The organism is Nocardioides agariphilus, assembly GCF_015352445.1.
Classification (GTDB): Bacteria; Actinomycetota; Actinomycetes; order Propionibacteriales; family Nocardioidaceae; genus Nocardioides; species Nocardioides agariphilus.
The window spans coordinates 1-25,115 of the sequence record NZ_JADKPO010000007.1; the positions used below are offsets into that span (position 1 = coordinate 1).

Sequence of the window (25,115 nt, forward strand, 5' to 3'; positions counted from 1 at the left end):
TCACCATCACGCAACACCAATGCGGGAGCAGCAGGGTTCACCATGCCGCCATGATTTCACCCCAGCAACCCAATGACCATTTCCCACGCGGAGCACTAGAAGCCCAGCTTCCGCAGCTGCTTGGGGTCGCGCTGCCAGTCCTTGGCGATCTTGACGTGGAGGTCGAGGTAGACGGGCGTGCCGAGCAGGGCCTCGATCTGCTTGCGGGCGCGGGAGCCGACATCGCGTAGCCGGGCGCCCTGGTGGCCGATCATGATGCCCTTCTGCGAGGAGCGCTCGACGTAGAGGTTGGCGTGGATGTCGAGCAGCGGCCTGTCGTCGGGGCGGTCCTCGCGCAGGCCCATCTCCTCGACCACGACAGCGATCGAGTGGGGCAGCTCGTCGCGCACGCCGTCGAGCGCGGCCTCGCGGATCAGCTCGGCGACGAGGATCTGCTCGGGGGCGTCGGTGAGGTCGCCGTCGGGGTAGAGCTGCGGTCCCTCGGGCAGCAGACCGACAAGCAGGTCGGCGAGCAGGCCGACCTGGCTGCCGGAGACCGCGGAGACGGGCACCACCTCCTGCCACGTCGTCCCGGTCGACTCACCCAGCGCCGCGATGTCCAGCAGGTGCCGGGCGATCTGCTCCGGCGGGGCCAGGTCGGTCTTGGTGGCGACCGCGACCTTGAGAGTGCGGCGTACCTTCGCCATCTCCTGCACGATGAACCGGTCGCCCGGCCCGATCTTCTCGTTGGCCGGGAAGCACACGGCGACCACGTCGACCTCGGCCAGGGTCGTCTTCACCAGGTCGTTGAGACGCTCGCCGAGCAGTGTGCGCGGTCGGTGCAAGCCGGGGGTGTCGACCAGGATGAGCTGGGCGTCGGGGCGGTTGACGATGCCGCGTACGACGGTGCGCGTGGTCTGCGGCTTGTCGCTGGTGATCACGACCTTCTGGCCCACCAACGCGTTGGTCAACGTCGACTTGCCGGCGTTGGGGCGGCCGACGAAGGAGACGAAGCCGCTCCGGTAGCCCTCGCTCATCGAGAGACCTCCTCACCAGCAGCGTCGTAGGCCGCCCAGATCTCGTCGTCGGACCGGCCGGCCGCCTTGCCGGCCCGCCAGATCGGACCGGGGTCGACCGCTCGTGGCTGCCGCGACGCCCTCGCCGACGGGGCGCGCCAGTAGCCCATCACGTCGTAGGCCGTGCTCGGCAGGCCGACCTCGCGCATCAGGTGCTTGCGGATCGCGCGCATCTGCGAGGACTCCCCCGCCATCCAGAAGTACCCCTCGCCGTCGGGCCACTCGATGCGCTCCACCACCGAGGCGAGGGCCGACAGCCCCGCGCCTGGCGGCGTGAGCCACGTGACGTCCGTGCCGCTGGGCAGGTAGCCGGTGAGGTCGTCAGGAACCTCGGCGAAGACCTTCACCCTCACCGAGCCTCGAGACGGTCGCTGCGCGACCTCCTCGACCGACGAACAGATCCGGGCCATCGCCGGCATCGCGGTCAGGTCGCCGACGAGCATCAACCAGGTCGCGGACGACGGCATCGCGAAGGAGCCCTTGGGCTCCGAGAGCGTCACCCGGTCGCCGACGCAGTCGCGCCCCGAAGACCAGGCCCACTCGGTCACCAGCCCCTCGTCGTGCACCACCACGTCGAGCACCAGCTCGGCGCCGTCCCACGACCGCACCGTGTAGTAGCGCGACTGGAACTGCCCGGGCACGACCAGTCCGACCCACTCGTCGGGAACACCGGACGAGGCGAACGCGTCCGGTCCGTCGACGTCGCCGAGCACCAGCCGCACCAGGTGGGGCGAGACCTGCTCGCGGCGCAGCACGGTCGCGGCGTAGTCACGGGCTCGGGCAGTCACCCGCCCAGGCTAGTGTCCGCCCCGTGGAACCCGACCAGGCGGAGGCGCTGTGGCGGCGACGTCGGAGCTGGGTCTACGCCGCGTTCGCCGTGGGCCTCGTGGTCTTCGTGGTCTGGTTCGGCATCCCGACCGACCGACTGGGCCTGGCCGCGCTCGCCACCGGCTTCTTGAGCATCGGCCTGCTGGGCCGCGGCTGGGCGGCATGGCGGCGGATGGTCCTGGACTGGGTGCCCTTCCAGCTCGTGCTGCTCACCTACGACTACAGCCGAGGGTTCGCCTCGCCGTACTCCGCGGGGCAGATGGCCGCCCGCGACTACCCGACGCGAGGCGTGCACAACGACCTCGGCCTGCCGCTTCAGGTCGACCTGCCGATCGACTTCGACCAGTGGCTGGCTCGGGCCCTCAGCCTCGGCGACACCACGCCGACCCAGTGGCTACAAGCCCACCTGCACGCCGGGCCGGTCGACGGCACCGCCATCCCCTGGTTCGCGCTGCTGGTGAGCCTGACGTACTGCTCGCACTACCTGGTCATGCCCGTGACCGCCGTCGTGACCTGGCTGCGTGACAGGGCCGAGTTCCGCCACTGGATGTCGATGGTGGTGACCCTCGCGGTCGCCGGCCTGGCGACCTACGTGCTGCTGCCGACCGCGCCGCCCTGGCTGGCCTCGTCGCAGGGTGATCTCAGCGGCCCCCCCGTCCTGCGCCTGACCAGCGAGGGGTTCGACCAGGTCGGGCTCGGCATGGTCGGCTCGGCGCTGTCCCTGGGCCAGCACCTGGTCAACCCCGTCGCCGCGATGCCCTCGCTGCACGTCGCCTTCGCGACCCTCGCTGCCGGCTTCTGGTGGTCACGGGTACGCCGGCCCTGGCGAGGTCTGCTCGCGATCTACCCGCTGGCGATGTGCTTCAGCCTGGCTTACGCCGGTGAGCACTACGTGCTGGACGAGGTCGCCGGCGCGGCCTACGCGCTGGTGATTCTGCTTGTCTTCCGCTGGTTGAGGAAGGACGAAGTCCTGTCTCGAAACCAGCATGCTCCTTCGAGCGAACTGGTTTCGAGACGGGCGTAACCGCCCTCCTCAACCAGCGAGCAGTCAGTGAGTCTGCTTGTCTTCCGCTGGCTGAGGAAGGACGAAGTCCTGTCTCGAAACCAGCACGCCCCTGCGAACGAACTGGTTTCGAGACGGGCGCAACCGCCCTCCTCAACCAGCCGCGTGAACTACACCCAGGTATTGGACCGCAGCGGGAACCCGTCGACGCCGCCCTCGGTCTTCACCGCGAGCACGTGGTCGAGCTGGATCTCGTTGAGCTCGAAGCCCATCCGCGAGCCGGCCATGTAGAGACCCCACACGCGAGCGGTGCCCTCGCCGACCTCGGCGACGCACTCGTCCCAGTTGTCGACGAGGTTCTGGCACCACGCAGCGCACGTGCGCATGTAGTGGAGCCGGAAGTTCTCGGCGTGCATCACCTCGAGGCCGATGTCTTGCACCTCGGTGACGATCCGGCCGACGCCGGTCAGCTCGCCGTCGGGGAAGACGTAGCGGTCGATGAACGCCCCGGTCTCCTGGCGGTGGTTGTGGGGCCGCGTGATGCAGTGGTTGAGCAACCGGCCCTGGGGGCGCAGCTTGTCCTTGAGGAATCCGAAGTACGCGGGGTACTGGCGCACGCCGATGTGCTCGGTGAGGCCGATCGAGCTGACCGCGTCGAAGCCGGTCTCGAGCACGTCGCGGTAGTCGGAGTGGCGCACCTCGGCGAGGTTGGCCAGCCCCTCCCGGTCGATGGCCTCCTTGGCCCACGACGCCTGCTCGGCCGAGAGCGTCGCGCCGAGCGCCTTGACGCCGTACTCGCGGGCCGCGAAGCGGACCATCCCGCCCCAGCCGCAGCCCACGTCGAGCAGCCGCATGCCGGGCTTGAGGTCGAGCTTGCGGGCGATCAGGTCGTACTTGTAGTTCTGGGCCTCCTCCAGCGAGGCGCCGTCGTGGGGATAGACGGCGCAGGTGTAGGTCATCGAGGGACCGAGCACCATCTCGTAGAAGCGGTTGGAGACGTCGTAGTGGTGGTGGATCGCCTCGGCGTCGCGGCCCATGGAGTGACGTAGGCCTTCGACGGTGCGGCGCCAGCGCGGCAACGTCTCCTGCGGGGGCGTCGGCGGCGGCTTGAGGTTGGACCAGCCCAGTCCCCGCACGATCTGGAGCGCCTCGGCCGGGGTGGGCGAACGGAACTTCAGGTTGCGGTAGAGCAGGACCAGCGCCTCGTAGGGGTCGCCGGGGTGGACGCCCTCGATGTCCAGGTCGCCCATCACGTAGGCGCGAGCCAGGCCGAGATCGCCCGGCGCGGTGAGCAGGTAGGCCAGACCGCGCTGGGTCTTGAGGTGCAGCGTGATCGGGATCTCGCCGGTACCGATCGAGCTGCCGTCGTAGAAGGTGAACCTCCCGGGCAGCTCCTTGGTCAGAAGCATCCCGAGCGCGTCACCGATCTTGACTCGTGTCGAGACTGAGCTCATCGCCGTCGCACCGCCTTGTCGTAGAGGCTCGTCAGCCGGTTGTCGGGGTCGTAGGTGGCCTTCACGGCCCCGAGGTGCTCGCCGTCGTAGAGACGGTCGAAGGTCTCGCGGTCGTAGAACGCCTCGGAGTAGAGCGACTTGTGCCCGCCGAGCTCGTGCACCTTCGCCTCGATGGCACGGTTCTTGGGGGCATCGACGCGGTCAGGACCGACATGGACGGTGCCCCAGAAGCCGACGTTGACGTACGTCGTGTCGAGCGTCAGCGGGTAGGTCGGCCACTCGCGTTCGCGCAGCCGTAGCGGACACAGCCAGACCGGACGCATGCCGACCTCGGCGTCGAACCACTCCAAGAACTCCGGCAGCTTCTCGACGGGGATCTCGACGTCTTGGATCACCCGCTCACGCTCGGGTCTGCCGGCCCGCTTGTCGAGCCTGTCGGCGATGTGGAAGCGGTGGTCCCAGCCCACCATCCGGTAGTAGACGTCGGAGCGGCGGTACTTCCGTGGCCACACCTTGCGCAGGCGGGGGTGCTGGGCACCGAACGCGCCCGAGCACCAGAACCAGTCGGTGTCCCAGCGCCACAGGTAGTCGTAGGTGGTCAGGAGGTCGGTCTCGCGCTGCTGGATCGACCGGTAGTAGATCTGCTGGCCGACGTAGTCGCTGGCCTGCGCACCGCCCCCGGGGTAGTCGCTCCAGCGCGCCAGCGTCAGGTAGTGCTCGCCCGGCTCGAAGGCGACGCCGTCGAGGCCGTCGACCCGCTCGCCGGCGTACTCGCCGGAGTCGACGATCATCGCGATGGTCTTGGCCAGCAGCGAGGCGTCGTCGAACCGGACGTGGCGCAGCGCCACGTGGGAGCGGACGGGCTCCAGCTCGATGCGCAGCCGCGTGGCGTAGCCGAGCGAGCCGTAGGAGTTGGGGAAGGCGTCGAACAGCTCATCGCCCGGTCGGGTCGTGACCACCTCGCCCGCGCCGGTGAAGACGTCCATCTCGATGACCGACTCGTGGGGCAGGCCGCTGCGGAAGCTCGTCGACTCGATGCCCAGACCCGACACCGCTCCGCCCAAGGTGATCGTGCGCAGCTGCGGGACGACCAGCGGCATCAGGCCGTAGGGCAGGGTCGCGTCGACGAGGTGCTCGTAGGTCGTCATGCCGGCCACGTCGGCGGTGCGCGCCTGACGGTCGACCGAGATGACCCCGTCGAGGCCGCTCACGTCGAGCCCGGGTGCTCCTGTGGCCTGGCGCGGCCGGAACAGGTTGGAGGTCTTCTTGGCCAGCCGCACGGGCTGCCCTGCGGGGATGGCCGAGTAGGAGGCCCGCAGCCGGGCGACAGCCTCGTCGTGACGGTCGCGGGCGCGTTGCTCCCACGACCCTCCCCCAGAAATCACCGCCCTAACCTAGCGCGTGGGGAGGGAGACGGTCTTCGCCAGCGTCTCGGTGTCTAGCGCGGATGGCCGGCGGTCCAGCCGCGCACGGAGCCGGGCGGACGCCTCGGCCAGCCGACCCGCCTTGATCAACGCCTGGATCAGGGTGTCCTCGAAGACCTCTCGCTGCGCGTGCGAGCCGCCGACGTGCCACTGATGCGGCTCGAAGCGCAGTAGCGCCTGCGCCGCCTTGTCGTGGTCGCCCTCCACGTAGGCGGCCAGGCCCCCCGCCAGGTCGGGGAGGAACTCGGCAGTGCCGGGTGCTGCGAACCCGCGGGCGTTGTGGGCGAGCTCGCGCAGACCGTCGGCGTCCCCTGCCGTCGCCAGGGCGAGCGCCACGTGCACGCCCAGGAACAGGAAGGACACGCCACCCATGAAGGGGCGTGCCAGGTCGCTGACGCGCGGACTCTCCGGATCCGTGCCGTGAGCGACGTGCCCGAGGAGCTGGCAGCGCCACAGCAGCGAGGGACCGTCGATCAGCCGCCCGCCAGCGGCCGACCCGCCACAGCCCCGGTACCTCGCCAGGGCGCCGTCGCCGTCACCGAGAGCCAGGTGGTGCAAGGCGGCGTGCCAGACCAGGTGGCCACCGAACATGGCCTGCTGATCGGTGGTCGGCAGCCAGTCGTCGAGCCAGGCCAGGCCGTCGGCGTGGTCGCCGGACTCGAAGTACACGTGGGCGGTCGGGTGCCCGCCCGCGAACCCGGTCGGGTCGAGCTCCAGGCTCCGCGTGGCCAGGCGGTGGGCCTCCTCGAGCTCGCCGCGGTCCTGGGCCGTCATCGCCAGGTAGCCCAGCAGCATCGGGTCGTCCCCCACGACCTGCAGGGTGTGGGCGATGCGGCGCTCCCCCTCGGCCGCGCCGTCCGGCTCCGCACTCATCTCAAGCAGGAACGCGGCGAACATCGCACCCATCAGGTCACCCGGGTAGGCGTCGTGGTGGGCCAGCCAGGACGGCATCGCCGCCCACCGGCCGCGCTCGACCGTCTCGTCGACCGCGCGTACGAAGCTCCGCTCCCACTCGTGGGTCTGGCGGCCGGTCCGGGCGGCCTCGACCTCGGTCTGCGCGCGTCCTTGGTGCCCCTCGAGGTGCGCCCACAGTGCGGCCGTCGCTCGTCCGACGGCGAACCGGGGGTCCTCGGTCGTCACGCGCCGCAACAGCTCCGCATCACCGGAACGCCGGTCGTGGTAGGCGCGCATCGCGGCGGCATACGTCGGCGTGACCTCCGCTGTGCAGGAGATCGGCATCCCCCACGGATCGGTCACGGTCATGACACGAAGGTACGACGTCAGTCGCCCAAGCCGACCTCTCGCGCGCGCAGTGCCGCAGCAGTGCGATCAGGGACCTGCAGCTTGGCCAGGATTCTGCGAGACGTGGTTGCGCAGCCACGGAGGCGGCGCTGGCCACCTGGCTGGGCACCCGGGCCCGCTCCGGCTCGCCGGACCGCCTCGCTCGCTACGCCCTCGGCCCGGGGTCGCCTCCGCCGTGACCTTCGTCGTCTTATGGAGCGGCTGGCCACGGCAGCTTTCCGCCGCTTTCAGAACAGGTGCACGACGACGCCGTCGCCCGCGAACTCCCGCATGGCGGCGGCGTCGGCATCGCTGAGGGCACCGTCGGCGCCCATCACCACGGCGGCCTCCAGGCCACGCGCCCCCGAGGACGCCGCCATCGCGAGGCAGACGCCGAGGGCCGAGACCGTCAGCGACGGCAGCGCGACGGTGGCGCCGGCGTAGGTGCGGCCGTCGAGGTCGCGGACTGCGGCGCCTTGTGCGGCGCCCGTGCGCGCGCGCGTCGCCCTGGCCAGCGTCACCAGCTTGGTGTCCTCCGCCGACAGCTCACTCAACGCATCACTCAACGGGCTCTGCCTCCTCGAGCGCACTGATCAGCACCGTCTCGATGCGGTTGCGGCGACCGGTGGTCCTCTCAGCCTCGAACCGGAGGCCGTGGGCCTCGACCGACGAGCCCGGGATGGGCACCTTGCCGAGGTGCTTGGCCATCAGCCCGAGCACCGAGTCGACATCGTCGTCCTCGACGTCGATCCCGAAGAGCTCGTCGAGGTCGTCGATCGGGTAGCGCGACGAGACGCGCACCGTGTCGTCGTCCACCTTCTCGACGTCGACGTGCTCCGCGTCGTACTCGTCGGTGATCTCGCCGACGATCTCCTCCAGCAGGTCCTCGATCGTCACCAAGCCGGCGGTGCCGCCGTACTCGTCGACGACGATCGCGATGTGCTGCCGGTTGGCCTGCATCTCCGAGAGCAGCGCGTCGGTGCGTTTGGAGTCGGGGACGAACAGGGCTGGGCGCATCACCTCGTCGATGCGCTGGGTGAACTCGACGTCGGGCGCCTCGAAGTCGCGACGCACGATGTCCTTGAGGTAGGCGATGCCGACCACGTCGTCGAGGTTGTCGTCGACGACCGGCACCCGGGAGAAGCCGCTGCGCAAGAACAGCGACATCGTCTGGCGGAGGTTCTTGAACCGCTCGATGTAGACGACGTCACCGCGGGGCACCATCACCTCGCGGACGGTGGTGTCGCCGAACTCGAAGACGGAGTGGATCATCTTGCGCTCGCCGGACTCGATGACTGCCGAGGCCTCGGCGAGGTCGACCAGCTCGCGCAGCTCGGTCTCGGTCGAGAACGGCCCCTCACGGAACCCACGACCCGGGGTGATCGCGTTGCCGAACAGGATCAGCACTCGCGGGATCGGCCCCAGCACGCTGGTGATCCGGGAGATCGGGCCCGCCGTGGCGAGCGCGACGCGCTGGGAGTGCTGGCGGCCGATGGTGCGGGGCGCGACGCCGATGACCACGAAGGACACCAACGCCATCACGCCGATGGAGGTGGCCAGCGACGGCCAGAAGGCTCCGTCGTAGGCATCGCGCACGAGCTGGGTGACGATGACGATGGCGGCGATCTCGCACAGCATCCGCATCAGCAAGGCGGTGTTGAGGTAGCGCGGGGCGTCGTCGAGCAAGACGACCAGGCGGCGAGACCCGGCCCTCCCCTCGGCGACGAGCTCCTGGGCCCGGGCACGCGAGAACGACGCGAGCGCGGCGTCGGCGGCCGAGAAGACGCCCGCGAGCACGACGCACGCCGCCGCCGTGACCAGCAGCCAGAAGTCTGCGGAGCTCATGTCAGCGCCGGTCAGCTCTGCGGTCGGGAACGCCACTGGGCGAGCAGGTCGTCCTGCAGGCCGAACATCACCCGGTGGTCGTCGGGCTCGGCGTGGTCATAGCCGAGCAGGTGGAGGATGCCGTGCACGGTCAGCAGCTCGATCTCGGCTTGCTTGCCGTGACCTGCGGTCTCGCCCTGCTGCTCGGCGATGGCCGGGCAGAGCACCAGGTCGCCGAGCACGCCCTCCTCCGGCTCCTGGTTGACCTGGCCGGGCCGCAGCTCGTCCATCGGGAAGGCCAGGACGTCGGTGGGACCTTCCTTCTCCATCCACTGGGTGTTGAGCTCGGCGATGGTCGCCTCGTCGACGGCCTTGATGCACAGCTCGGCCTGCGGGTGCACGCGCATCACGTCGAGCACGAACCGGCTCAGCCGAGCCAGCCCGCGCACGTCGAGATCGTGACCCGACTCGTTGATGACCTCGATGCTCATGTGCGCGGCGTCATCGGCGCTGGTCGCGATGGTCACGCTGGTCTCGCTGCGCGGCGACCTCGTTGCGAGCGTCGAACTCGTCGTAGGCCGCGACGATCTTGCCGACGAGGCGGTGGCGGACCACGTCGTGGGCGTTGAGCCGCTGGAAGGAGACGTCCTCGATGCTGTCGAGGATGCCCTCGACCACCTTGAGCCCGGACTTCACACCCCCTGGCAGGTCGACCTGGGTGACATCCCCGGTGACGACGATCTTGGAGCCGAACCCGAGGCGGGTCAGGAACATCTTCATCTGCTCCGGCGAGGTGTTCTGGGCCTCGTCGAGGACGATGAAGGAGTCGTTGAGCGTCCTGCCTCGCATGTAGGCCAGGGGCGCGACCTCGATCGTGCCGGCGGCCAGGAGCTTGGGGATCGACTCGGGGTCGATCATGTCGTGCAAGGCGTCGTAGAGCGGGCGCAGGTAGGGGTCGATCTTCTCGCTGAGGGTGCCGGGCAGGAACCCGAGCCGCTCGCCGGCCTCGACCGCGGGGCGGGTCAGGATGATCCGGTTGACCGCCTTGCCCTGCAACGCCTGCACGGCCTTGGCCATCGCGAGGTAGGTCTTGCCGGTGCCGGCCGGGCCGATGCCGAAGGTGATGGTGTGCTTGTCGATCGAGTCGACGTAGCGCTTCTGGTTGAGCGTCTTGGGGCGGATCGACCGGCCGCGGTTGCTGAGGATGTTGAGCGACAGCACATCGGCCGGACGCTCGGTCGTCTCGGCGCGCAGCATGTGGAGCACCCGCTCGACGGTCTCGACGGTGACACCCTGGCCGGTGCGGATGATCGTCACGAGCTCGTCGAGCAGCCGCTCGGCGAGGGCGATCTCACCGGGCTCGCCGGTGAGCGTGATCTGGTTGCCGCGCACGTGGACGTCGGCGCTGAACGCCCGCTCCAGCAGGGCGAGGTGCTCGTCGCCGGGGCCGAGGAGGCTGACCATGTTGATGCTGTTGGGGACGACGACGACGTGCTTGGTGCTGGCCCTCTCGGCTTGCCTGTCCGATTGCTTATCGGCCTGCTTGTCGTCCACACGCTGGTGGCTGTCACTCATGGATGCCCGGACGGGCGGCCTCTCTGGTCGGCGATGGGGCTGTTCAACGAAGTTCCATGCTACGGGAGGGCACCGACGGTCCCCACCCGTTTGCCGCGCCGTCAGTGCCGGTCCTCAGCCCCGCGATCGTCTCCGGCGACATCGCGCAGCCCGGACTCGGCGAGGTCGAGGACGGCAGCAGCACCCAGCGCCGCTGCCTCGGCGCGGACCGCGTCCACGCGAGCCGGCTCGACCAGGTCTGAGAGACGCACGTTGACCCGGTGGCTGTAGCGGGCGATCTCCGGGCCGACGACGGCGACGCCCGGCGCGGCCTCGGCAGCGGCGAGCAGCAGAGCACCCACCTCGACCACCCCTGCCGCCGCGAGCAGCTCGGCAGCGTTGCGGGCCGTCGTCCACAGTTGGGTGCGGTGACCCGTACGCCGCCAGCCGCGCAGCATCTCGGCATAGCCGGCCGCAGCGGAGGTCAGGTCGCCTGCCCGACGCTGGCTGGCGGCCAGGGAAACCCGGGCCACTCCCTCGACGAAGTGCGCACCCGTCCGTGAAGCGAGGTCGATGGCGCGACGGTAGTAGGGCGTCGGGTCCTCGACACCCAGAGGTGAGCGCCACTCACCTTCGACATAGGCGAGGAACGCGTGCTGCGACGGCGACCCGACCCCGGTCATGAGGGCCGTCGCCCGATCGAGCAAGGTGCGGGCAGTCTCCACGTCGCCGCCGTAGGTCGCCGCGAGTGCCGCCGAGCAGGTGAAGGAGCCCGACTCCCGACCCGGCGGCTCGGCTGCGCGCAACCAGAGCGCGATGGCCTCCGCGAAGTCGCCGGCGAAGTGCGCCACAGCCGCCCGGGCACTCCAGGCCATCGCGAGATCGGCGGGCTCGGTCGTCTCGTCGGCAAGCGCGACCGCCCTGTCCGCGAGCCGCTCCGCGGTGTCGAAGTCGCCTGCCAGCCGAGCCGCATCTGCGGCGAGCGAGGTCACGAGCACGCGCTCGGGCCGGTCGCTCACGGCCGGATCATCGGCCAGCTGAGTCAACCACGACCAGATCTCGCGGAGGTCTCGCCAGGTCCCCATCTGGCCGGCGAGCAATGTCACGGCCACCAGGCTGCCGACGTCGCCGTGGTCGCGCGCGAGGTCGCGTGCAGCGCGCAGGTTGTCGAGCTCGGCTCGCATCCGGCGGTCGGCCTCCGGCTCGTCGGCGGTGTAGCTGGCCGCGCACAGCTCCTCGGCGACGACGACGCAGCGACGCACGAACCGTCCCCGCACCTGTTCCGCCTCCCCCAGCTCGGTGACCAGATCGGACAGGAAGGCCCGAACGATGAACAGCACGCGGTAGCGCCCTTGTGCTGCATCGGCGACGAGGAGCGAGGAGTCCACCAGGTCGTGCAGCAGGTCGATCGGCTCCCCCAAGCCGTCCGCGAGCGCCTCGACGGTCGCCACGTCGACCCCACCGGGAAAGGCCCCCAACAGGCGCAGCAACCTCCGGGCGGGCTCGCCCAGCAGCTCGTACGACGACGCGATGCTGGCTCTGAGGGTCCGTTGCCTCGCGTCCTCGGGCCCCTGCCGGCCGGTCGCCAGGTCGAGGGCCCGGTCGAGGCGCTGCCGGACGGCGGACAGGGGCATCACCGCGACCTGCCGCGCGGCCAACTCGATGCCCAGCGGCAGTCCGTCGAGCCGGTGCAGGACCTCGACAAGGTCGGCGGCATCGCCCGGGTCGAGCTCGAAGGTCGCCGATCGCCGTCGCGCGTGCTCGACGAACGCCCGGACGCCCGGCTGGCGTCGCAGCGACTCGATGTCGCCCGAGTCTCGCGGCAGGGGCAGGGGCTGCAACCGCACCACATACTCCCCCGGCACCTGCAGCGTGACCCGCGAGGTAGCAAGGACCCGCACGCCCGCTGCGCGACGGCGAATCGCGACGGCCAGGCTCCGGCAGGCCTCGACCAGGTGCTCGCAGTTGTCGAGCACGAGCAGGAGGTCACGGTCGGCGAGGGCGGCCGCGACGTCGTCGGGTCCAGGCGGTCCGTCGAGCCGCAGGCCCAGGTGGGAGGCGACGGCCGCTTCGACGCGATCGGCGCGAGCCACGGCGCCGAGGGGGACGACCACCGCTGGGGAGTCCGCCCAGTCGGCCGCGATGTCCAGGGCCAAGCGAGTCTTGCCGACGCCGCCCGGACCGGTCACAGTGACGACCCCGTTGATGCCCAGCAGCCGCAGCACCTCCTCGCGGTCGTGCTGACGGCCGACCATCGGGGCATCCGGCCTGCTGACCCGGGCATACACCGGTCGGCCGACCCAACCCGAGGCGACCCGGCCCGAGGCAACCAGCTGCTCGAGCTCGGTGAGGGCCGGGCTCGGGTCGAGACCGGTCTCGTCCGCGAGCCGGCGGCGGAAGGCCCGGGCCGCCTCCATCGCCTCGGCGCTGCGCCCGGCGGCGGCCAGGGCCCGCACATGCAGGAGTGCGGTCCGCTCGCGCAGCGGTGCCGCCGCCGCAGCCTCCGCGGTGGCCACGACAACGCCGGCCTCTCCCGCTGCGAGCCGGGTGTCGAGCAGGTCGTCGACCAGCTGCAGGCGCAACTCCTCGAGGCCGACAGCGGCGGCATCCAGCTCCTGCACCGCGGCGAACTCTGCCAGCGCCGGGCCGCGCCACAGGTCGAGGGCGGCTGGTACGTCACTCGTCGCCAGTCGCTGCACGGCGTCGGCGTCGAGCTCGTGGGGCGCCAGCCGCAGGCGGTAGCCGTTGGGTCGGCGTTCGAGGCGGTCCGACAGCTCCCCGAGGTGGGTGCGCAGCCGGGAGACATGGCTGTAGAGCGCCTGGGTCGCGTTGTCGGGCGGCCCGTCGGGCCACAGCGCGTCGACGAGCCGATCTACACTGATGCCGCGCTCGCCCTCAAGCGCCAGCAGCGCCAGGAGTGCTCGCCGTCGCTTTCCCGGGACCTGGACCTCGTGCCCGTGCACGCGCAGCACGAGTGGCCCGAGCACGTCGACGCACAGGGGCAGCTGACCGCGATCCACGCGGGCACTGTGCCCGAGCCTCGACGACGGCGCCAGGGTCGCCGTCACCTCGTTGGCGCCGGCGCCGCCAAGGCCTCCACGGCAACCCATGCCCGGAACCGCTCGAGACCCACGGCCGCGACCAGTCCTGCGGTCTGGGACTCCTGCAGCAGCAAAGCGGCCACCTTGCGCTCGAGCAGCGTCTCGTCGATCGCGAACAGCACGTCGATCTCGTCGTCGGGGACCACGCGCGGCAGCCCCAGCTCGAAGACGCCGTAGTCCTCGTCGAGGCTCGCGTCGGGACGCTGCTCGCGCGCAACCGCGTGCAGGACGCGCGTCTTCCGGGCCGTGACCGCGAGGTCGACCCAGCGGCTGACTGCCTGGTGGTCGGGGTGGCCGGTGAACCCGTCGGGCCCGAAGGTGACCACGGTGTCCGGGTCGACGACATCGATGTAGCCGCGGACCCGCGCCGCTGCCGTCGCCTCGTCGACTGCGGCGCAGCCGCCGTCGGGGTAGTCCAGCCAGTGATGCTCCTCCACGCCGAGCAAGGCCAGTGCCGCCTCGAGCTCCGTCGTACGTATCGCGGCCAGGTCGGCGGCCTCGCCGCCAGCCTCACCCCTGGTCGCGGTCACGCACACCACTCGCTGACCGGAGGCGGTCAGTGCAGCCGACAAGCCGCCGGCAAGGTAGGTCTCGTCGTCCGGGTGAGCCCAGACCATCAGCACGGTCCCCAGCTGCGCGAGCACGTCTGTCATGGCACCAGGGTGCCGCCAAGCACTGTCACGCCGCTGTCACCGTCCGAGGATCGTCGCCATCGAGGTGGCAGCCGCGTGCGAGTGATGCACCGCAACGTCGTCCTCGACGGTGTCACCCGGACGCCGCACCCCTGATCCGGAAGGAAGCATCATGACTGCCCAGCTCAACGCCCCCGCCCTCGACTTCGGCCGCCTGGAGGAGTTCGTGGCCAAGGTCCAGGGCGACCAGGCCGCGGCCTACAACGCGATCCTGGTCCACCTCGGCGACCGCCTCGGCCTCTGGCGCGCGCTCGCCTCGTCGTCCACCGGCGGCAACCAGGGCACCGCCACCATCGACGCCCTCGCCGAGCGCTCCGGCGTCGCCCGGCGCTACGTGCAGGAGTGGCTCTCGGCCCAGGCGGCCAACGGTTACGTGTCGTACGACGCCGCGAGCGAGGCTTTCACCCTGTCCCCGGAGGCCGCCGCGGTGCTGTCCGAGGAGGCGAGCCCGGCCAACCTGACTGCGGGGTTCGAGCTGATCGCCGGGGTCTGGGCGTCGGTCGACAAGCTGGCCAACGCCTACACCACTGGTGACGGCCTGGCCTGGCACGAGCACGACTCTCGGGTCTTCACGAGCGTGGCCCGCTTCTACGCCACGATGTATCGCGCCTCGCTGCTCACCGAGTGGTTCCCGGCAGTGCCAGGGCTCATCGCTCGGCTGGAGGCCGGCATCCGAGTGCTCGACGTCGGCTGTGGTCTCGGCGTTCCGACGATCCTGCTCGCGGAGGCCTTCCCCAACAGCACCTTCGTCGGGGTCGACTACCACGACGAGTCGATTCGGCAGGCCAAGGCCGCCGCGGTCGAGGCCGGGGTCACCGACCGGGTCCAGTTCCACGAGTCCGACTCGACGTCCTACGAGGGGAGCTACGACCTGGTGCTGTTCTTCGACGCCGTGCACGACATGGGTGACCCCGCCGGCGCTCTGGCCCACGCAAGAGCCGCGCTCCGGCCAGGTGGTCAGGTGGTGGCCGTCGAGCCGTACGCCGAGGACACCCTCGAGGCCAACCTCGAGAACCCCGTCGCGGGCGTCTTCTACGTCGGCAGCTCGGCGTTGTGCGTGCCGCACAGCATCAGCGAGGGAGGTCAGGCCCTCGGCGCCCAGGCCGGTCCGGCCAGGCTGCTGGCCACCTTCGGCGAGGCCGGCTTCGGCCACGCAAGCATCGCGGTCGCCACGGCCTACAACCTGGTGATCGAGGCCCACGGCTGAGATTGCGACCAACGTCATGTCGCCAACGGTGCGCACCCGCATCGGTGCCGCACCGTTGGCGCCCTCACGGACGCGTGACGGTCAGGATCCCGAGACACATCTCGTCGGTGGTGCCCTCGCCCCAGACGACGTACTTGTCGGGGATGCCCTCGAACGCTGGCAGCTTGTCGCGCAGCCACTGCACGTGCTTGCAGGTCACCCGGACCACGTCGCCGTAGTCGAGGCTCACCGGCTTGATCGGCTGGGCTCCCTGGTTGTCGAAGTCCCAGATGGGGATGTTCAAGATGGTCTGCGCGTCGGGCTTGCCCGGGTTGACCTCGATCTTGATCGAGCGGCCCAGCAGGTGCATGTGGCCCGCCACGGCGCGGATCGTGGTCGGCTCGCTGATGGTGCGGTCGCACGAGGTCACGTTGCTCGGCTTCGGCTTGCCGCCGCATAGGAAGTAGAGCGCGTTGTTGGTGTTGCCGGCCCCGCCAACGCGATCGATCAGGTCGTCGATGGAGGCCTGGCGGTCGCACAGGGGGCCGTCGGAGTACTGCGGCCGGCACGGCATCTCGACCGGCGCGGGCAGCAGCACGGTCTCCAGCGGCGTGAGCTCGGCTGAGCCGGGTGCGTAGCGCAGGACTGCGGCCGACTCGTCGGGCCCTGGCCCGGCGAGCAGGTTGTAGTGGACCTGCATGATGATCCGGCTGCCGGCCGTGAGCAGCTTGCCGAAGCCCGCCGCGCTCACCGACTCCTTGCCCCCGGGCGCCCAGGCACCCAGCCAGGGAGCGCTGTTGAGCCCGTCGTTGTCGCGCAGGCCCGAGCCCCCGAAGCAGGTCCAGCCCTCGCCGTCCTGGTTGGCGTCCATCTGCTCGGCCTCGGCGACCTGGTCGGGCGGCACCGTGAACAGGATGACGTGGTGGACGACATCGGGGTTGCCGGGCTTGACGAACGTGCCGGTCAGGTAGACGTCGTCGGTGAGATGGGGGTCCAGCAGGAAGCAGCGGTAGTCGTCGGTGCCGGTGCCGGTGGGTGGCGACGGGGTGTAGGCCGCCGGCATCTGGAGCGTCATCCGCTTCTCACCAGCACGCAGCGGCTTGGGCTTGGTGGCCCCTCCCGAGTGGCTGTGCCCATCGTCTGACGGATCGTCGGTGGCGGTGTCGCTCACGCTCGGCTCGACGGTCGGCTCGCTCGTCATCGTGGTGATGGTTCCGACCGGCACGCGGCCGGCGTCGTCGGTGGCGCCGGACGAGCCGCACGCAGCGAGCGCGGCGGCCAGCAGGACGGCGCCAGCCGCTGCGGTCGCGCGCCTCAGCCGGGTGGCCATGTCATCGCCCTTCCGCCGAGCAGGTGCAGGTGGGTGTGGAACACAGTCTGTCCGGCACCCGGCCCGGTGTTGAACACGAGGCGGTAGTCGTCCAGACCATCGCCCTGCGCGACGTCACGGGCCAGGCTCACCAGCACGGCGACGGTGCCGGGCTCTCCGTCGGCCAGTGCAGATGCGTCGGCGTAGTGCGATCGCGGGACGACGAGCACGTGCGTCGGCGCCTGCGGGTCGACGTCGCGAAACGCCACGGCGTCATCGTTCTGCGCCACGACGTCGGCCGGGATGTCCCCGGCGACGATCTTGCAGAACAGGCAGCTGTCGGGAGTGGCCGCGCTCACTGACACATCCTCACACGCCGATGTAAACCCCGGGCCGCGCCCGCGCGTGGGTCTAGCGTGACAGTCCATGCGATGCGCAGGTCGGCGGTCAGGGCGAGCGCAGCCCTGATGAGCCCGTCTCCTGCCGCCTGGCACGACACGGACGCCGACGGCGCCGTCGAGCAGCTGTACGCCGCGCACTGGCGCGAGCTGGTCCGCCTCAGCGTGCTGCTGGTCCGCGACGTCGGCACGGCCGAGGAGGTCGTGCAGGACGCCTTCGTCGCCATGCACCGCAAGTGGGGCACCTTGCGCGACCCCGAGCGTGCGCTGGGCTACCTGCGCCGCACCGTCGTCAACGGCTCCCGCTCGCGGCTGCGTCACCTCAAGGTCGTGCGGACCCACGCCGAGAGGCAGACCGCACCGGACGCCGTACGCGGTGCCGACGAGGCGCTGCTCCAGACCGAGCGTCGGGCAGCAGTGCTCGACGCACTCGAGGCGCTGCCCCGAAGGCAACGAGAGGTGATCGCCCTGCGCTACTACGTCGACCTGTCCGAGGCCGAGATCGCCGATGCCCTCGGCATCAGCCGCGGCGCCGTCAAGAGCCACGCCTCGCGGGGCTCGGCCACGTTGCGCGAGCTCCTCGCCAGCCACCTGGAGGCTCCCCATGACTGATCCCCATCTGGACCCCCACCACGACGCGCGTCTCTCGGCACTGATCTCCGACGCCGTGTCGGGGATCGAGCCCTCCGAGGGGCTCTCCGCCATCAGTTCCCGCACCCGCAACCACCAGGAGACATCGATGAGCACCCAACGCAGCTGGCTGTACGCCGTAGCAGGAGCGGCCGCCGGAGTCGCCGCCGTCGCCGCCATGGTCGTCGTCGTCTCCCAGCTCAACGACGACTCCTCGACCCCCGTCGCCGGATCAGGCAGCAGCCAGACCTCCGACCCGACCCAGGGCACCAGCAGCCCCACTGACGAGCCGACCGACAAGACGCCGTCGTCCGAGCCGACCGGGCAGCCCATCGAGTCCGCCGTACCCGTCTACTACGCGGGCGACGGCGGCAGTGGCACCGTGCTCTTCCGCGAGTTCCAGCCCGGCATCGGCGGCGACCCCGTCTCCCAGGCCGCCTACGCCGCGGTGGCCGGACCTGCCCACGACCCCGACTACCGCACCTTGTGGCCGGCCGGCACCGAGGCCACGGCGAGCTACGACGGCGACGTGATCACCGTCGACCTCACCGGCCCGGACGTATCGGCCCTGCACGACCGGCCTGCGGGCATGACGAAGCAGGACGCCGGCCTGGCGATCCAGCAGGTCGTCTTCAGCGTGCAGGGCGCGGCCCAGAAGCGCGCCGGCGTGCAGTTCCTGCTCGACGGCCAGCGCACCGACCAGGTGCTCGGCGAGCCCGCCTCCGAGCCGCTCGCCAACGCCTCGATCTCGGCGACGTTGTCGCAGATGAACATCACCCAGCCAGAGGAGGGCATGACGGTCTCCGGCGGCACGCTCAAGGCAACGGGGGTGGCCAACACCTTCGAGGCGACCTTCCAGTGGGAGATCCGCCAGGGCGACCAGGTGGTGCTCAACGACTTCGGGATGGCGGATGGCTGCTGCGAGGTCGACAAGCTGTTCCCGTGGACGGTGAGCATCGACGTGTCCAGCCTCGACCCGGGCACCTACACGTTCGTGGCCACCAACGACGACCCGTCCGGTGGGGAGGGCAACCCGCCCGCCAGCGACTCCAAGACGTTCGTCATCGAGTAGCAGCGTCCGACCCGGGAGCTAGGGTCCGGGGCGTGCAGCTCTCGGCCCAGGTGCTCAACCGCACCCTGCTCGACCGCCAACACCTCCTGGCCCGCACCGACTCCTCGGTGCGGGCCATGGTCGCGCACCTGGTCGGGCTACAGGCGCAGGACAACCAGCCGCCGTACTTCGGTCTGGCCGCGCGGCTGAGCGCCTTCGACCCCTACGACGTCACGCAGGGCCTCGAGGACCGCTCACTGGTGCGGTTGCTCTCGATGCGCAGCACCGTGCACCTGCTCGTAGACGACGACGCGCTGACGCTGCGGCAGTTCACGACGCCGGTCCACGAGCGCGAGCGCAGGGTCAGCCAGAACATCACGCCGGCGCTCGGCGTCGACCTCGACGAGTTCGCCGTGGCGCTGCGGGCGGTGCTGGCGGCTGGCCCGGTGCCGGTGAAGAGGCTCGGTGAGGCACTCACCGCCTCCTTCCCCGGAGTCCCGGCCAACGCGCTGGCCCACCTCGCGCGCGTCGCGGCACCGATCGCCCAGCTGCCCCCGCGCGGTTGTTGGAAGCAGTCGGGCGGGGTCGTCTACCAGTTCGTCGACACCTGGCTCGACCGCCCCCTGGCCGAGCCGGACCCGACGACGATCGTGCGCCGCTACCTGGCGGCCTACGGTCCCGCCTCCGCCGCCGACATCACGGCGTGGTCGGGAGTGCCCGGCATCGCGGCCGTGCTCAAGACCATGGATGACCTGGTCCACCACACCGATGAGGCCGGCAGGAGGCTGGTGGACCTCGAGGACCACACGCTGACCGACCCCGAGACGCCCGCGCCGGTCCGGCTGCTGGGGCTCTACGACAACGTCTGGCTCTCCCACGCCGGTCGCGACCGCGTGACCGAACCCGCCAAGCGCAAGCGCTGGATGGGCGTCAACGGCGGCTTGTCCTGCACGATCTTCGTCGACGGCTGGCTCGAGGGTCTGTGGCGTGTGGAGGACGGTCGCCCGGTCGTCGTCGACCTGTTGCGACCCCTCACCAAGAGCGAGAGGACCGGTCTGGGCGACGAGCTCGACCGGGTGACCGAGCTGCTGGCGCGCTAAGGGTCCCTAGCGCCAACGAGAGGTCCGCGACAGCAGGGCGGCGACTGCGGCGACGCCGGCCGTCGAGGTGCGCAGCACCTCGGGGCCGAGGCGTACGGCGTGGGCGCCGGCCTGCACGAAAGCCGTGACCTCGTCGTCGGTGAGGCCGCCCTCGGGACCGACGACGACCACGACCGAGCCCGCGGCGGGCACGTCGAGCATCGCCAGAGGAGTCGAGGCCTGCTCGTGCAGGACGACAGCGAGGTCGGCGGCCGCGACCAGCGCCTCGACCGCGGAGGTCGCGGCCAGGTCCTCGACACCCGCGAACCACGGGCGCCGTGCCTGCTTGGACGCCTCGCGTGCGGTCGCCCGCCAGCGCTCGACCGACCGAGCCACGCGCTCGCCCTTCCAGACCGCGACCGACCGCGATGCCGCCCACGGCACGATGCGCGCGACGCCGATCTCGGTCAGCACCTCGACCGCGAGCTCGCCGCGGTCTCCCTTGGGGATCGCCTGCACGACGGTCACGACCGGCTCGGGCAGGTCGGCCTCGTGGACCGACTCCAGCACCACCGACAGCTCGCGCTTGCCGGTGGCCGACACCGAGCCCACGGCGCTGCGGCCCAGACCGTCGGTGAGCATCAGGTGCTCGCCGGTTCGCAGTCGCCGCACGGCTACCGCGTGGTGCGCCTCGCTGCCGGTGACCTCGACGGTCGAGCCCACCCGCGCTCCGTCGAGCGACGGCACCCAGTGGACCGGCAGGCTCATCAGAACTGGTTGAAGGCGTCGCGCAGCCGGCCGAACATCCCCTTGGACTCCTCGCGCACCTGCCCGGTCGGCTTCTCCTCGTCGCGGATGGCGGCCAACTCGCGCAGCAGCTCCTCCTGTCGGGCATCGAGCTTGGTCGGCGTCTCCACCAGAACGGTGATGATGAGATCGCCGCGCCCCGACCGGAGGCCGGGCACGCCACGCCCGCGCAGCACCTGCGCCGACCCCGACTGCGTGCCGGGCTTGATCTCGATCTCGAACGATGTCTCGACACCGGACTCGGGCACGCCGTTGACGGCACCGTCGCGGTCGACGAGGTCCGCCTCGAGCGTCGGGAGCGTGAGGGTGGTGCCCAGGGCAGCAGCGGTCATGGGCAGGCCGACCGTGGTGTGGAGATCGTTGCCCTGGCGGGAGAACACCGGGTGCGGCGAGACGTGGATCTCGACGTAGAGGTCACCTGCGGGACCTCCGCCCGGACCGACCTCGCCCTGCTCGGCGAGCTGCACCCGGGTGCCGGTGTCGACGCCCGCCGGGATCTTCACGGTCAAGGTACGGCGCGAGCGGACGCGGCCGTCGCCGGAGCACTCGCGGCAGGGGTCGGGGATGATCGAGCCGTAGCCCCGGCAGGCCGCGCAGGGTCGCAGCGTGCGGATCTCGCCGAGGAAGGACCGCTGCACGTGGGCCACCTCCCCCGCACCGTGGCAGGTCTCGCACGGCACCGGTTGCGACCCCGCCGCCGTACCTTCGCCGTGGCAGGTCGTGCAGACGACCGCCGTGTCGACCTTCAGCTCGCGGGCCACCCCGAAGGCAGCCTCGGCCAGGTCGATCTCCAACCGGATCAGCGCGTCCTGGCCGCGCCGCTGGCGCGGGCGCGGTCCGCGCGTCGCGCCCCCCGGTCCCCCAGCGGTGCCGCCGAAGAACGCGTCCATGATGTCGGTGAACGAGAAGCCGGCGCCCTGACCGAAGCCCATGCCTGCGAACACGTCGCCGCCGCGGTCGTAGGACGCACGCTTCTGCGGATCGCTGAGGATCTCGTAGGCCCGGCTGATCTCCTTGAACCGCTCCTGCGTCTCCGGGTCTGGGTTGACGTCGGGGTGCAGCTGACGGGCCAGGCGCCGGTAGGCCTTCTTGATCGTGTCGGGGTCCGCGTCGCGCGGCACTCCCAGCAGCTCGTAGGGGTCTTGACTCACCAACAGTCCTTTGGTCTTCAGTGGTTGAGGCGCGAGCTCGTGAGCCCTACGCCTCGTCGAGGATGCGCGAGACGTAGCGGGCGACGGCGCGCACGGCAACCATCGTGCCGGGGTAGTCCATGCGGGTGGGGCCCACGATGCCGAGGCTGGCCATGGCCTCGTCGCCGGGGCCGTAGCCCGTCGAGACGACGCTGGTGGAGGCCAGCTCCTCGTAGGGGCCTTCGTGGCCGATCCGCACCAGGACCCCGCCCGACTGGGCCTCGCCGAGGAGCTTGAGCAGCACGACGTGCTCCTCGAGGGCCTCGAGGAGGGGGCGTACGTCGACGTCGAACGAGTCGCCGTACCTCGCCAGGTTGGCGGCCCCCCCGACCACGACCCGCTCGTCGGAGCGGTGGTCGGACATGGCCTCGACGAGGGTCGCGACGACGGACGAAGTAGCGCCGGTGGCCTCTAGGGCTCGCAGGGCGCTGACGGCGTTGGCGATGGTCTCGCCGATGGCCGCCCGGTGGATCGAGGAGCGGATGTCGGCGACGCTGTCGTCACCGACGGGCTGGTCGAGCTCCACGAGCCGCTGCTCCACGCGACCGGTCGAGAGGATCAGGACGACCAGCAGCCGGTTGGGTGCCAGGGCGACCAGCTCGACGTGACGCACCGTCGACCGCGACAACGTGGGGTACTGCACCACGGCCACCTGGTGGGTCAGCTGCGAGAGCAGCCGGACGGATCGGTGCACGACGTCGTCGAGATCGACCGCGCCGTCGAGGAAGGTTGCGATGGCACGCTTCTCGGCGGTGCTCATCGGCTTGAGCGTGGTCAGCCTGTCGACGAAGAGCCGGTAGCCCTTGTCGGTCGGGATGCGCCCGGCGCTGGTGTGGGGCTGGGTGATGAACCCCTCCTCCTCGAGCGCCGCCATGTCGTTGCGCACGGTCGCGGGCGAGACGCCCAGCGAGTGGCGCTCGACGAGAGCCTTGGAGCCCACGGGCTCCTGGGTGGAGACGTAGTCCTCGACGATCGCCCGGAGCACGGCGAGCTTGCGGTCGTCCTGCACGGCTCGCTCCTCTCTTGGCCCTCGACACTGGTCATGACTGGCACTCATCGCCGTTGAGTGCCAAGCCTACTAGGCTCGTCGATCGTGGCAGGTTTCATCGAGGTGGCCGACCGGGTGTGGGTCGCGCGCTACCCGTGGCTCGACGTCAACGTCACGGCAGTCGCCGGGGACGCCGGACTGCTCGTCCTCGACACCCAGGCATCGGCGGCGCTGGCCCGCGAGATGCTCGTCGACCTGCGCCACGTGACCGCTCTCCCGATCATGTGGGCGGTCGACAGCCACGAGCACTGGGACCACACCTTCGGCAACGGCGTGCTCCGGTCCGAGGGGGCCGAGCTGATCTGCCACGAGAACGCCGCCGAGTCCCTGCCCGCGCACGCAGCGGAGGTGCGGGCCAACGCTGTCCAGGAGACCGAGCCGCAGTGGGCAGACGTTGCCGCGACCGAGGTCGTCGTGCCCGAGCGCACGTTCTCCTCCGCGATCGCCCTCGACCTCGGCAACCGCCAGGTCGAGCTCGTCCACCCCGGCCGCGGTCATACCGGCGGCGACCTGGTCGTGCGCGTGCCCGACGCCGACGTGCTGCTGGCTGGGGACCTCGTCGAGGACGGCAACCCACCGGCGTACGGATCCGACTCCTACCCGATGGACTGGCCGCTGACCCTCGATGTGGTGCTGGGGCTCACCACGACCGCGTCGGTCGTGGTGCCCGGGCACGGCGCCGTCGTCGACCGCGAGTTCGTCGAGGTGCAGCGCAACGAGATCGGCATCGTCGCCGAGACGATCCGGGACCTGGCCACGCGCGGCGTGGCCATCGACGATGCGCTGGCCGCCGCCGAGTGGCCCTACCCCGAGCGTGCCCTGGTCCACGCCGTCCGCAGGGGCTACGAGCACCTGCCCCGCAGCCAGAAGCGCCTGCCCCTCGTGTGAGCACCCGTCGGGGTGTGGCTGTTGCTCGACCACGGCGCTAGACCAAGGGGATGAGCGAGCAGCAGCCCGAGAGCGACTACGCCACCGTCACCGTCACCGACGAGGACCTGCCCGAGGACCTGCAGCCTGGCGACGACAACCCGCTGGCCGAACCCCTTGACGACGAGGCGGAACGTCAGGATCTCGGTGACCCCGAGACACCGGTCCTCGAGCGTGACTCCGAGGAGGGCTTGCAGCTGGCCGACGAGGCGCACGACACCGGGCACGACACCGGGCACGACACCGGGCACGACACCGGGCACGACACCGGGCACGACACCGGGCACGACACCGGGCACGACACCGGGCACGACACCGGGCACGACACCGGGGACTGAGCCCGGCGCGCCTCAACGGGCCCGCAGTCTCGGCTACCTAGCGTGGAGCGGGTGCCCCCCCTAGATCGAATGGCAGATCGCATGGGCCGCTACGGCTCCGATGTCCTCGCCACCGACTGGCGTGCCCCGAAGAACGGTCGCGCCACCCCGGCTGCCGCCGAGCTCGGCGCCGTCGTCGAGGAGGTGATGACCGACTTCGTCGGCGAGATCGTCGCGGTCGACCGCGACCTGGACACGTTGACGCTGGAGGACCGCCGCGGGAAGCGACGTACCTTCCCGCTCGGCCCAGGGTTCCTGCTGGAGGGTCGGCCGGTGATCCTGTCCGCGCCCGTGCGCACGGGGCCGGCCAAGCCGACTCGTACGGCGTCCGGGTCGGTGGCCGTGCACGGGACGCGGGCACGTGTCGCGAGGGCGAGCCGCATCTTCGTCGAGGGCCGCCACGACGCCGAGCTGGTCGAGAAGGTCTGGGGTGACGACCTGCGCATCGAAGGCGTCGTCGTCGAGTACCTCGCTGGCGTCGACGATCTCGCCGCACACCTGCGCGACTTCGCACCCGGTCCCCAGCGGCGGGTCGGCGTGCTGGTCGACCACCTCGTCGTCGGCTCGAAGGAGAGCCGGATCGCCGACGAGGTCCGTCGCTCATCTGTCGGCCAGCACGTGCTGGTCGTCGGGCACCCGTTCGTCGACATCTGGGCCGCCGTCAAGCCCGACCGCCTGGGCCTGGAGCGCTGGCCCGACATCCCCCGGTCGGAGGAGTGGAAGAAGGGTGTCTGCAAGCGGCTCGGCTGGCCGCATGCCACCCAGGAGGACACCGCCCGGGCCTGGAAGCACATCCTGGGCAGGGTGTCCTCCTTCGCCGATCTGGAGCCGGCGTTGCTCGGACGGGTCGAGGAGCTCATCGACTTCGTCAGTTCCGTGGGTTGAGGAGGTTGCGCA

At 70.8% G+C, this 25,115-nt stretch carries 24 protein-coding genes; 8 read left to right on the plus strand and 16 right to left on the minus strand.

Annotation, left to right across the window (positions count from 1 at the left end; all coding sequences use genetic code 11):
- Window positions 1-95: 95 nt before the first annotated feature.
- Complete coding sequence (gene era, locus ISU10_RS06595) at window positions 96-1,016, minus strand: GTPase Era (protein ID WP_194695592.1); 921 nt, start codon at window positions 1,014-1,016, stop codon at window positions 96-98.
- Window positions 1,013-1,843: a siderophore-interacting protein gene (locus ISU10_RS06600; RefSeq protein WP_194695593.1), complete on the minus strand. Its 831-nt coding sequence runs from the start codon at window positions 1,841-1,843 to the stop codon at window positions 1,013-1,015. The genes era and ISU10_RS06600 overlap by 4 nt, the downstream gene beginning before the upstream one ends.
- Window positions 1,844-1,866: 23 nt before the next feature.
- Between ISU10_RS06600 and ISU10_RS06605 the strand changes: the two genes are divergently transcribed.
- Complete coding sequence (locus ISU10_RS06605; RefSeq protein ID WP_194695594.1) at window positions 1,867-2,907, plus strand: phosphatase PAP2 family protein; 1,041 nt, start codon at window positions 1,867-1,869, stop codon at window positions 2,905-2,907.
- Between the two features lie 149 nt (window positions 2,908-3,056).
- Here ISU10_RS06605 and ISU10_RS06610 read toward each other — a convergent pair whose 3' ends face one another.
- The 9 genes from ISU10_RS06610 to ISU10_RS06650 all read right to left on the minus strand — a co-directional run bounded on the left by ISU10_RS06610 (window position 3,057) and on the right by ISU10_RS06650 (window position 14,177).
- Window positions 3,057-4,340, minus strand: coding sequence for an SAM-dependent methyltransferase (locus tag ISU10_RS06610; RefSeq protein ID WP_194695595.1), 1,284 nt, complete (start codon window positions 4,338-4,340; stop codon window positions 3,057-3,059).
- Window positions 4,337-5,725, minus strand: a complete 1,389-nt coding sequence (locus tag ISU10_RS06615; protein WP_370864865.1) for an FAD-binding oxidoreductase — start codon at window positions 5,723-5,725, stop codon at window positions 4,337-4,339. The genes ISU10_RS06610 and ISU10_RS06615 overlap by 4 nt, the downstream gene beginning before the upstream one ends.
- 9 nt (window positions 5,726-5,734) lie before the next feature.
- Window positions 5,735-7,027 (minus strand): tetratricopeptide repeat protein, encoded by a 1,293-nt coding sequence (locus ISU10_RS06620; RefSeq protein WP_194695596.1) that lies wholly within the window; start codon window positions 7,025-7,027, stop codon window positions 5,735-5,737.
- A gap of 266 nt (window positions 7,028-7,293) precedes the next feature.
- Window positions 7,294-7,599: a cytidine deaminase-like protein gene (locus ISU10_RS06625; RefSeq protein WP_194695597.1), complete on the minus strand. Its 306-nt coding sequence runs from the start codon at window positions 7,597-7,599 to the stop codon at window positions 7,294-7,296.
- Window positions 7,600-7,603: 4 nt separating this feature from the next.
- Window positions 7,604-8,890, minus strand: a complete 1,287-nt coding sequence (locus ISU10_RS06630) for a hemolysin family protein (RefSeq protein ID WP_194695598.1) — start codon at window positions 8,888-8,890, stop codon at window positions 7,604-7,606.
- 11 nt (window positions 8,891-8,901) lie between these two features.
- Window positions 8,902-9,360 (minus strand): rRNA maturation RNase YbeY, encoded by a 459-nt coding sequence (gene ybeY / locus ISU10_RS06635; protein ID WP_194695727.1) that lies wholly within the window; start codon window positions 9,358-9,360, stop codon window positions 8,902-8,904.
- A 10-nt stretch (window positions 9,361-9,370) separates the two neighbouring features.
- Window positions 9,371-10,333, minus strand: a complete 963-nt coding sequence (locus tag ISU10_RS06640; protein ID WP_228499964.1) for a PhoH family protein — start codon at window positions 10,331-10,333, stop codon at window positions 9,371-9,373.
- 212 nt (window positions 10,334-10,545) lie between these two features.
- A complete protein-coding gene (locus tag ISU10_RS06645; protein ID WP_194695600.1) occupies window positions 10,546-13,443 on the minus strand; it encodes an AfsR/SARP family transcriptional regulator in 2,898 nt (965 codons plus the stop codon).
- 44 nt (window positions 13,444-13,487) lie between these two features.
- Window positions 13,488-14,177, minus strand: a complete 690-nt coding sequence (locus tag ISU10_RS06650) for a PIG-L deacetylase family protein (RefSeq protein ID WP_194695601.1) — start codon at window positions 14,175-14,177, stop codon at window positions 13,488-13,490.
- Between the two features lie 151 nt (window positions 14,178-14,328).
- Between ISU10_RS06650 and ISU10_RS06655 the strand changes: the two genes are divergently transcribed.
- Window positions 14,329-15,423: a methyltransferase domain-containing protein gene (locus ISU10_RS06655; RefSeq protein ID WP_194695602.1), complete on the plus strand. Its 1,095-nt coding sequence runs from the start codon at window positions 14,329-14,331 to the stop codon at window positions 15,421-15,423.
- A 64-nt stretch (window positions 15,424-15,487) separates the two neighbouring features.
- Here ISU10_RS06655 and ISU10_RS06660 read toward each other — a convergent pair whose 3' ends face one another.
- Both ISU10_RS06660 and ISU10_RS06665 read right to left on the minus strand, forming a co-directional pair.
- Window positions 15,488-16,732, minus strand: a complete 1,245-nt coding sequence (locus ISU10_RS06660) for a hypothetical protein (RefSeq protein ID WP_228499925.1) — start codon at window positions 16,730-16,732, stop codon at window positions 15,488-15,490.
- A complete protein-coding gene (locus ISU10_RS06665) occupies window positions 16,717-17,070 on the minus strand; it encodes a histidine triad nucleotide-binding protein (RefSeq protein WP_370864869.1) in 354 nt (117 codons plus the stop codon). The genes ISU10_RS06660 and ISU10_RS06665 overlap by 16 nt, the downstream gene beginning before the upstream one ends.
- Window positions 17,071-17,178: 108 nt before the next feature.
- On the opposite strand from ISU10_RS06665, the gene ISU10_RS06670 reads away from it, so the two are divergent.
- The 3 genes from ISU10_RS06670 to ISU10_RS06680 are packed head-to-tail and all read left to right on the plus strand — an operon-like array spanning window position 17,179 to window position 19,890.
- Complete coding sequence (locus tag ISU10_RS06670) at window positions 17,179-17,721, plus strand: SigE family RNA polymerase sigma factor (RefSeq protein WP_194695604.1); 543 nt, start codon at window positions 17,179-17,181, stop codon at window positions 17,719-17,721.
- Window positions 17,714-18,811, plus strand: coding sequence for a Gmad2 immunoglobulin-like domain-containing protein (locus tag ISU10_RS06675; protein WP_194695605.1), 1,098 nt, complete (start codon window positions 17,714-17,716; stop codon window positions 18,809-18,811). The genes ISU10_RS06670 and ISU10_RS06675 overlap by 8 nt, the downstream gene beginning before the upstream one ends.
- Window positions 18,812-18,843: 32 nt before the next feature.
- Window positions 18,844-19,890: a winged helix DNA-binding domain-containing protein gene (locus ISU10_RS06680; protein WP_194695606.1), complete on the plus strand. Its 1,047-nt coding sequence runs from the start codon at window positions 18,844-18,846 to the stop codon at window positions 19,888-19,890.
- Between the two features lie 6 nt (window positions 19,891-19,896).
- Here ISU10_RS06680 and ISU10_RS06685 read toward each other — a convergent pair whose 3' ends face one another.
- The 3 genes from ISU10_RS06685 to hrcA are packed head-to-tail and all read right to left on the minus strand — an operon-like array spanning window position 19,897 to window position 22,875.
- Window positions 19,897-20,637, minus strand: a complete 741-nt coding sequence (locus ISU10_RS06685; RefSeq protein ID WP_194695607.1) for a 16S rRNA (uracil(1498)-N(3))-methyltransferase — start codon at window positions 20,635-20,637, stop codon at window positions 19,897-19,899.
- Window positions 20,637-21,827, minus strand: coding sequence for a molecular chaperone DnaJ (dnaJ, locus tag ISU10_RS06690; RefSeq protein ID WP_194695608.1), 1,191 nt, complete (start codon window positions 21,825-21,827; stop codon window positions 20,637-20,639). The genes ISU10_RS06685 and dnaJ overlap by 1 nt, the downstream gene beginning before the upstream one ends.
- A 46-nt stretch (window positions 21,828-21,873) precedes the next feature.
- Complete coding sequence (gene hrcA / locus ISU10_RS06695; RefSeq protein ID WP_194695609.1) at window positions 21,874-22,875, minus strand: heat-inducible transcriptional repressor HrcA; 1,002 nt, start codon at window positions 22,873-22,875, stop codon at window positions 21,874-21,876.
- 84 nt (window positions 22,876-22,959) lie between these two features.
- On the opposite strand from hrcA, the gene ISU10_RS06700 reads away from it, so the two are divergent.
- The 3 genes from ISU10_RS06700 (at window position 22,960) to ISU10_RS06710 (ending at window position 25,103) form a co-directional block, all read left to right on the plus strand.
- Window positions 22,960-23,802 carry an MBL fold metallo-hydrolase gene (locus ISU10_RS06700; RefSeq protein ID WP_194695610.1) on the plus strand — a complete coding sequence of 281 codons (843 nt, stop codon included), beginning with the start codon at window positions 22,960-22,962 and terminating at the stop codon, window positions 23,800-23,802.
- Window positions 23,803-23,852: 50 nt separating this feature from the next.
- Window positions 23,853-24,179 carry a FliH/SctL family protein gene (locus tag ISU10_RS06705; protein ID WP_194695611.1) on the plus strand — a complete coding sequence of 109 codons (327 nt, stop codon included), beginning with the start codon at window positions 23,853-23,855 and terminating at the stop codon, window positions 24,177-24,179.
- A 69-nt stretch (window positions 24,180-24,248) separates the two neighbouring features.
- Window positions 24,249-25,103, plus strand: coding sequence for a DUF3097 domain-containing protein (locus ISU10_RS06710; protein ID WP_194695612.1), 855 nt, complete (start codon window positions 24,249-24,251; stop codon window positions 25,101-25,103).
- Window positions 25,104-25,115 lie beyond the last annotated feature (12 nt).

Bases quoted from the DNA above. Each gene is read 5' to 3' on its own strand.
- ISU10_RS06650 (WP_194695601.1), bottom strand. From the start codon at position 14,177: ATGACAGACGTGCTCGCGCAGCTGGGGACCGTGCTGATGGTCTGGGCT.
- ISU10_RS06670 (WP_194695604.1), top strand. From the start codon at position 17,179: ATGAGCCCGTCTCCTGCCGCCTGGCACGACACGGACGCCGACGGCGCC.
- ISU10_RS06610 (WP_194695595.1), bottom strand. From the start codon at position 4,340: ATGAGCTCAGTCTCGACACGAGTCAAGATCGGTGACGCGCTCGGGATG.
- ISU10_RS06640 (WP_228499964.1), bottom strand. From the start codon at position 10,333: ATGGTCAGCCTCCTCGGCCCCGGCGACGAGCACCTCGCCCTGCTGGAG.
- ISU10_RS06710 (WP_194695612.1), top strand. From the start codon at position 24,249: ATGGCAGATCGCATGGGCCGCTACGGCTCCGATGTCCTCGCCACCGAC.
- ISU10_RS06655 (WP_194695602.1), top strand. From the start codon at position 14,329: ATGACTGCCCAGCTCAACGCCCCCGCCCTCGACTTCGGCCGCCTGGAG.
- ISU10_RS06705 (WP_194695611.1), top strand. From the start codon at position 23,853: ATGAGCGAGCAGCAGCCCGAGAGCGACTACGCCACCGTCACCGTCACC.
- ISU10_RS06660 (WP_228499925.1), bottom strand. From the start codon at position 16,732: ATGGCCACCCGGCTGAGGCGCGCGACCGCAGCGGCTGGCGCCGTCCTG.
- ISU10_RS06675 (WP_194695605.1), top strand. From the start codon at position 17,714: ATGACTGATCCCCATCTGGACCCCCACCACGACGCGCGTCTCTCGGCA.
- ISU10_RS06620 (WP_194695596.1), bottom strand. From the start codon at position 7,027: ATGACCGTGACCGATCCGTGGGGGATGCCGATCTCCTGCACAGCGGAG.
- ISU10_RS06630 (WP_194695598.1), bottom strand. From the start codon at position 8,890: ATGAGCTCCGCAGACTTCTGGCTGCTGGTCACGGCGGCGGCGTGCGTC.
- ybeY (WP_194695727.1), bottom strand. From the start codon at position 9,360: ATGAGCATCGAGGTCATCAACGAGTCGGGTCACGATCTCGACGTGCGC.
- ISU10_RS06685 (WP_194695607.1), bottom strand. From the start codon at position 20,637: ATGAGCCTGCCGGTCCACTGGGTGCCGTCGCTCGACGGAGCGCGGGTG.
- era (WP_194695592.1), bottom strand. From the start codon at position 1,016: ATGAGCGAGGGCTACCGGAGCGGCTTCGTCTCCTTCGTCGGCCGCCCC.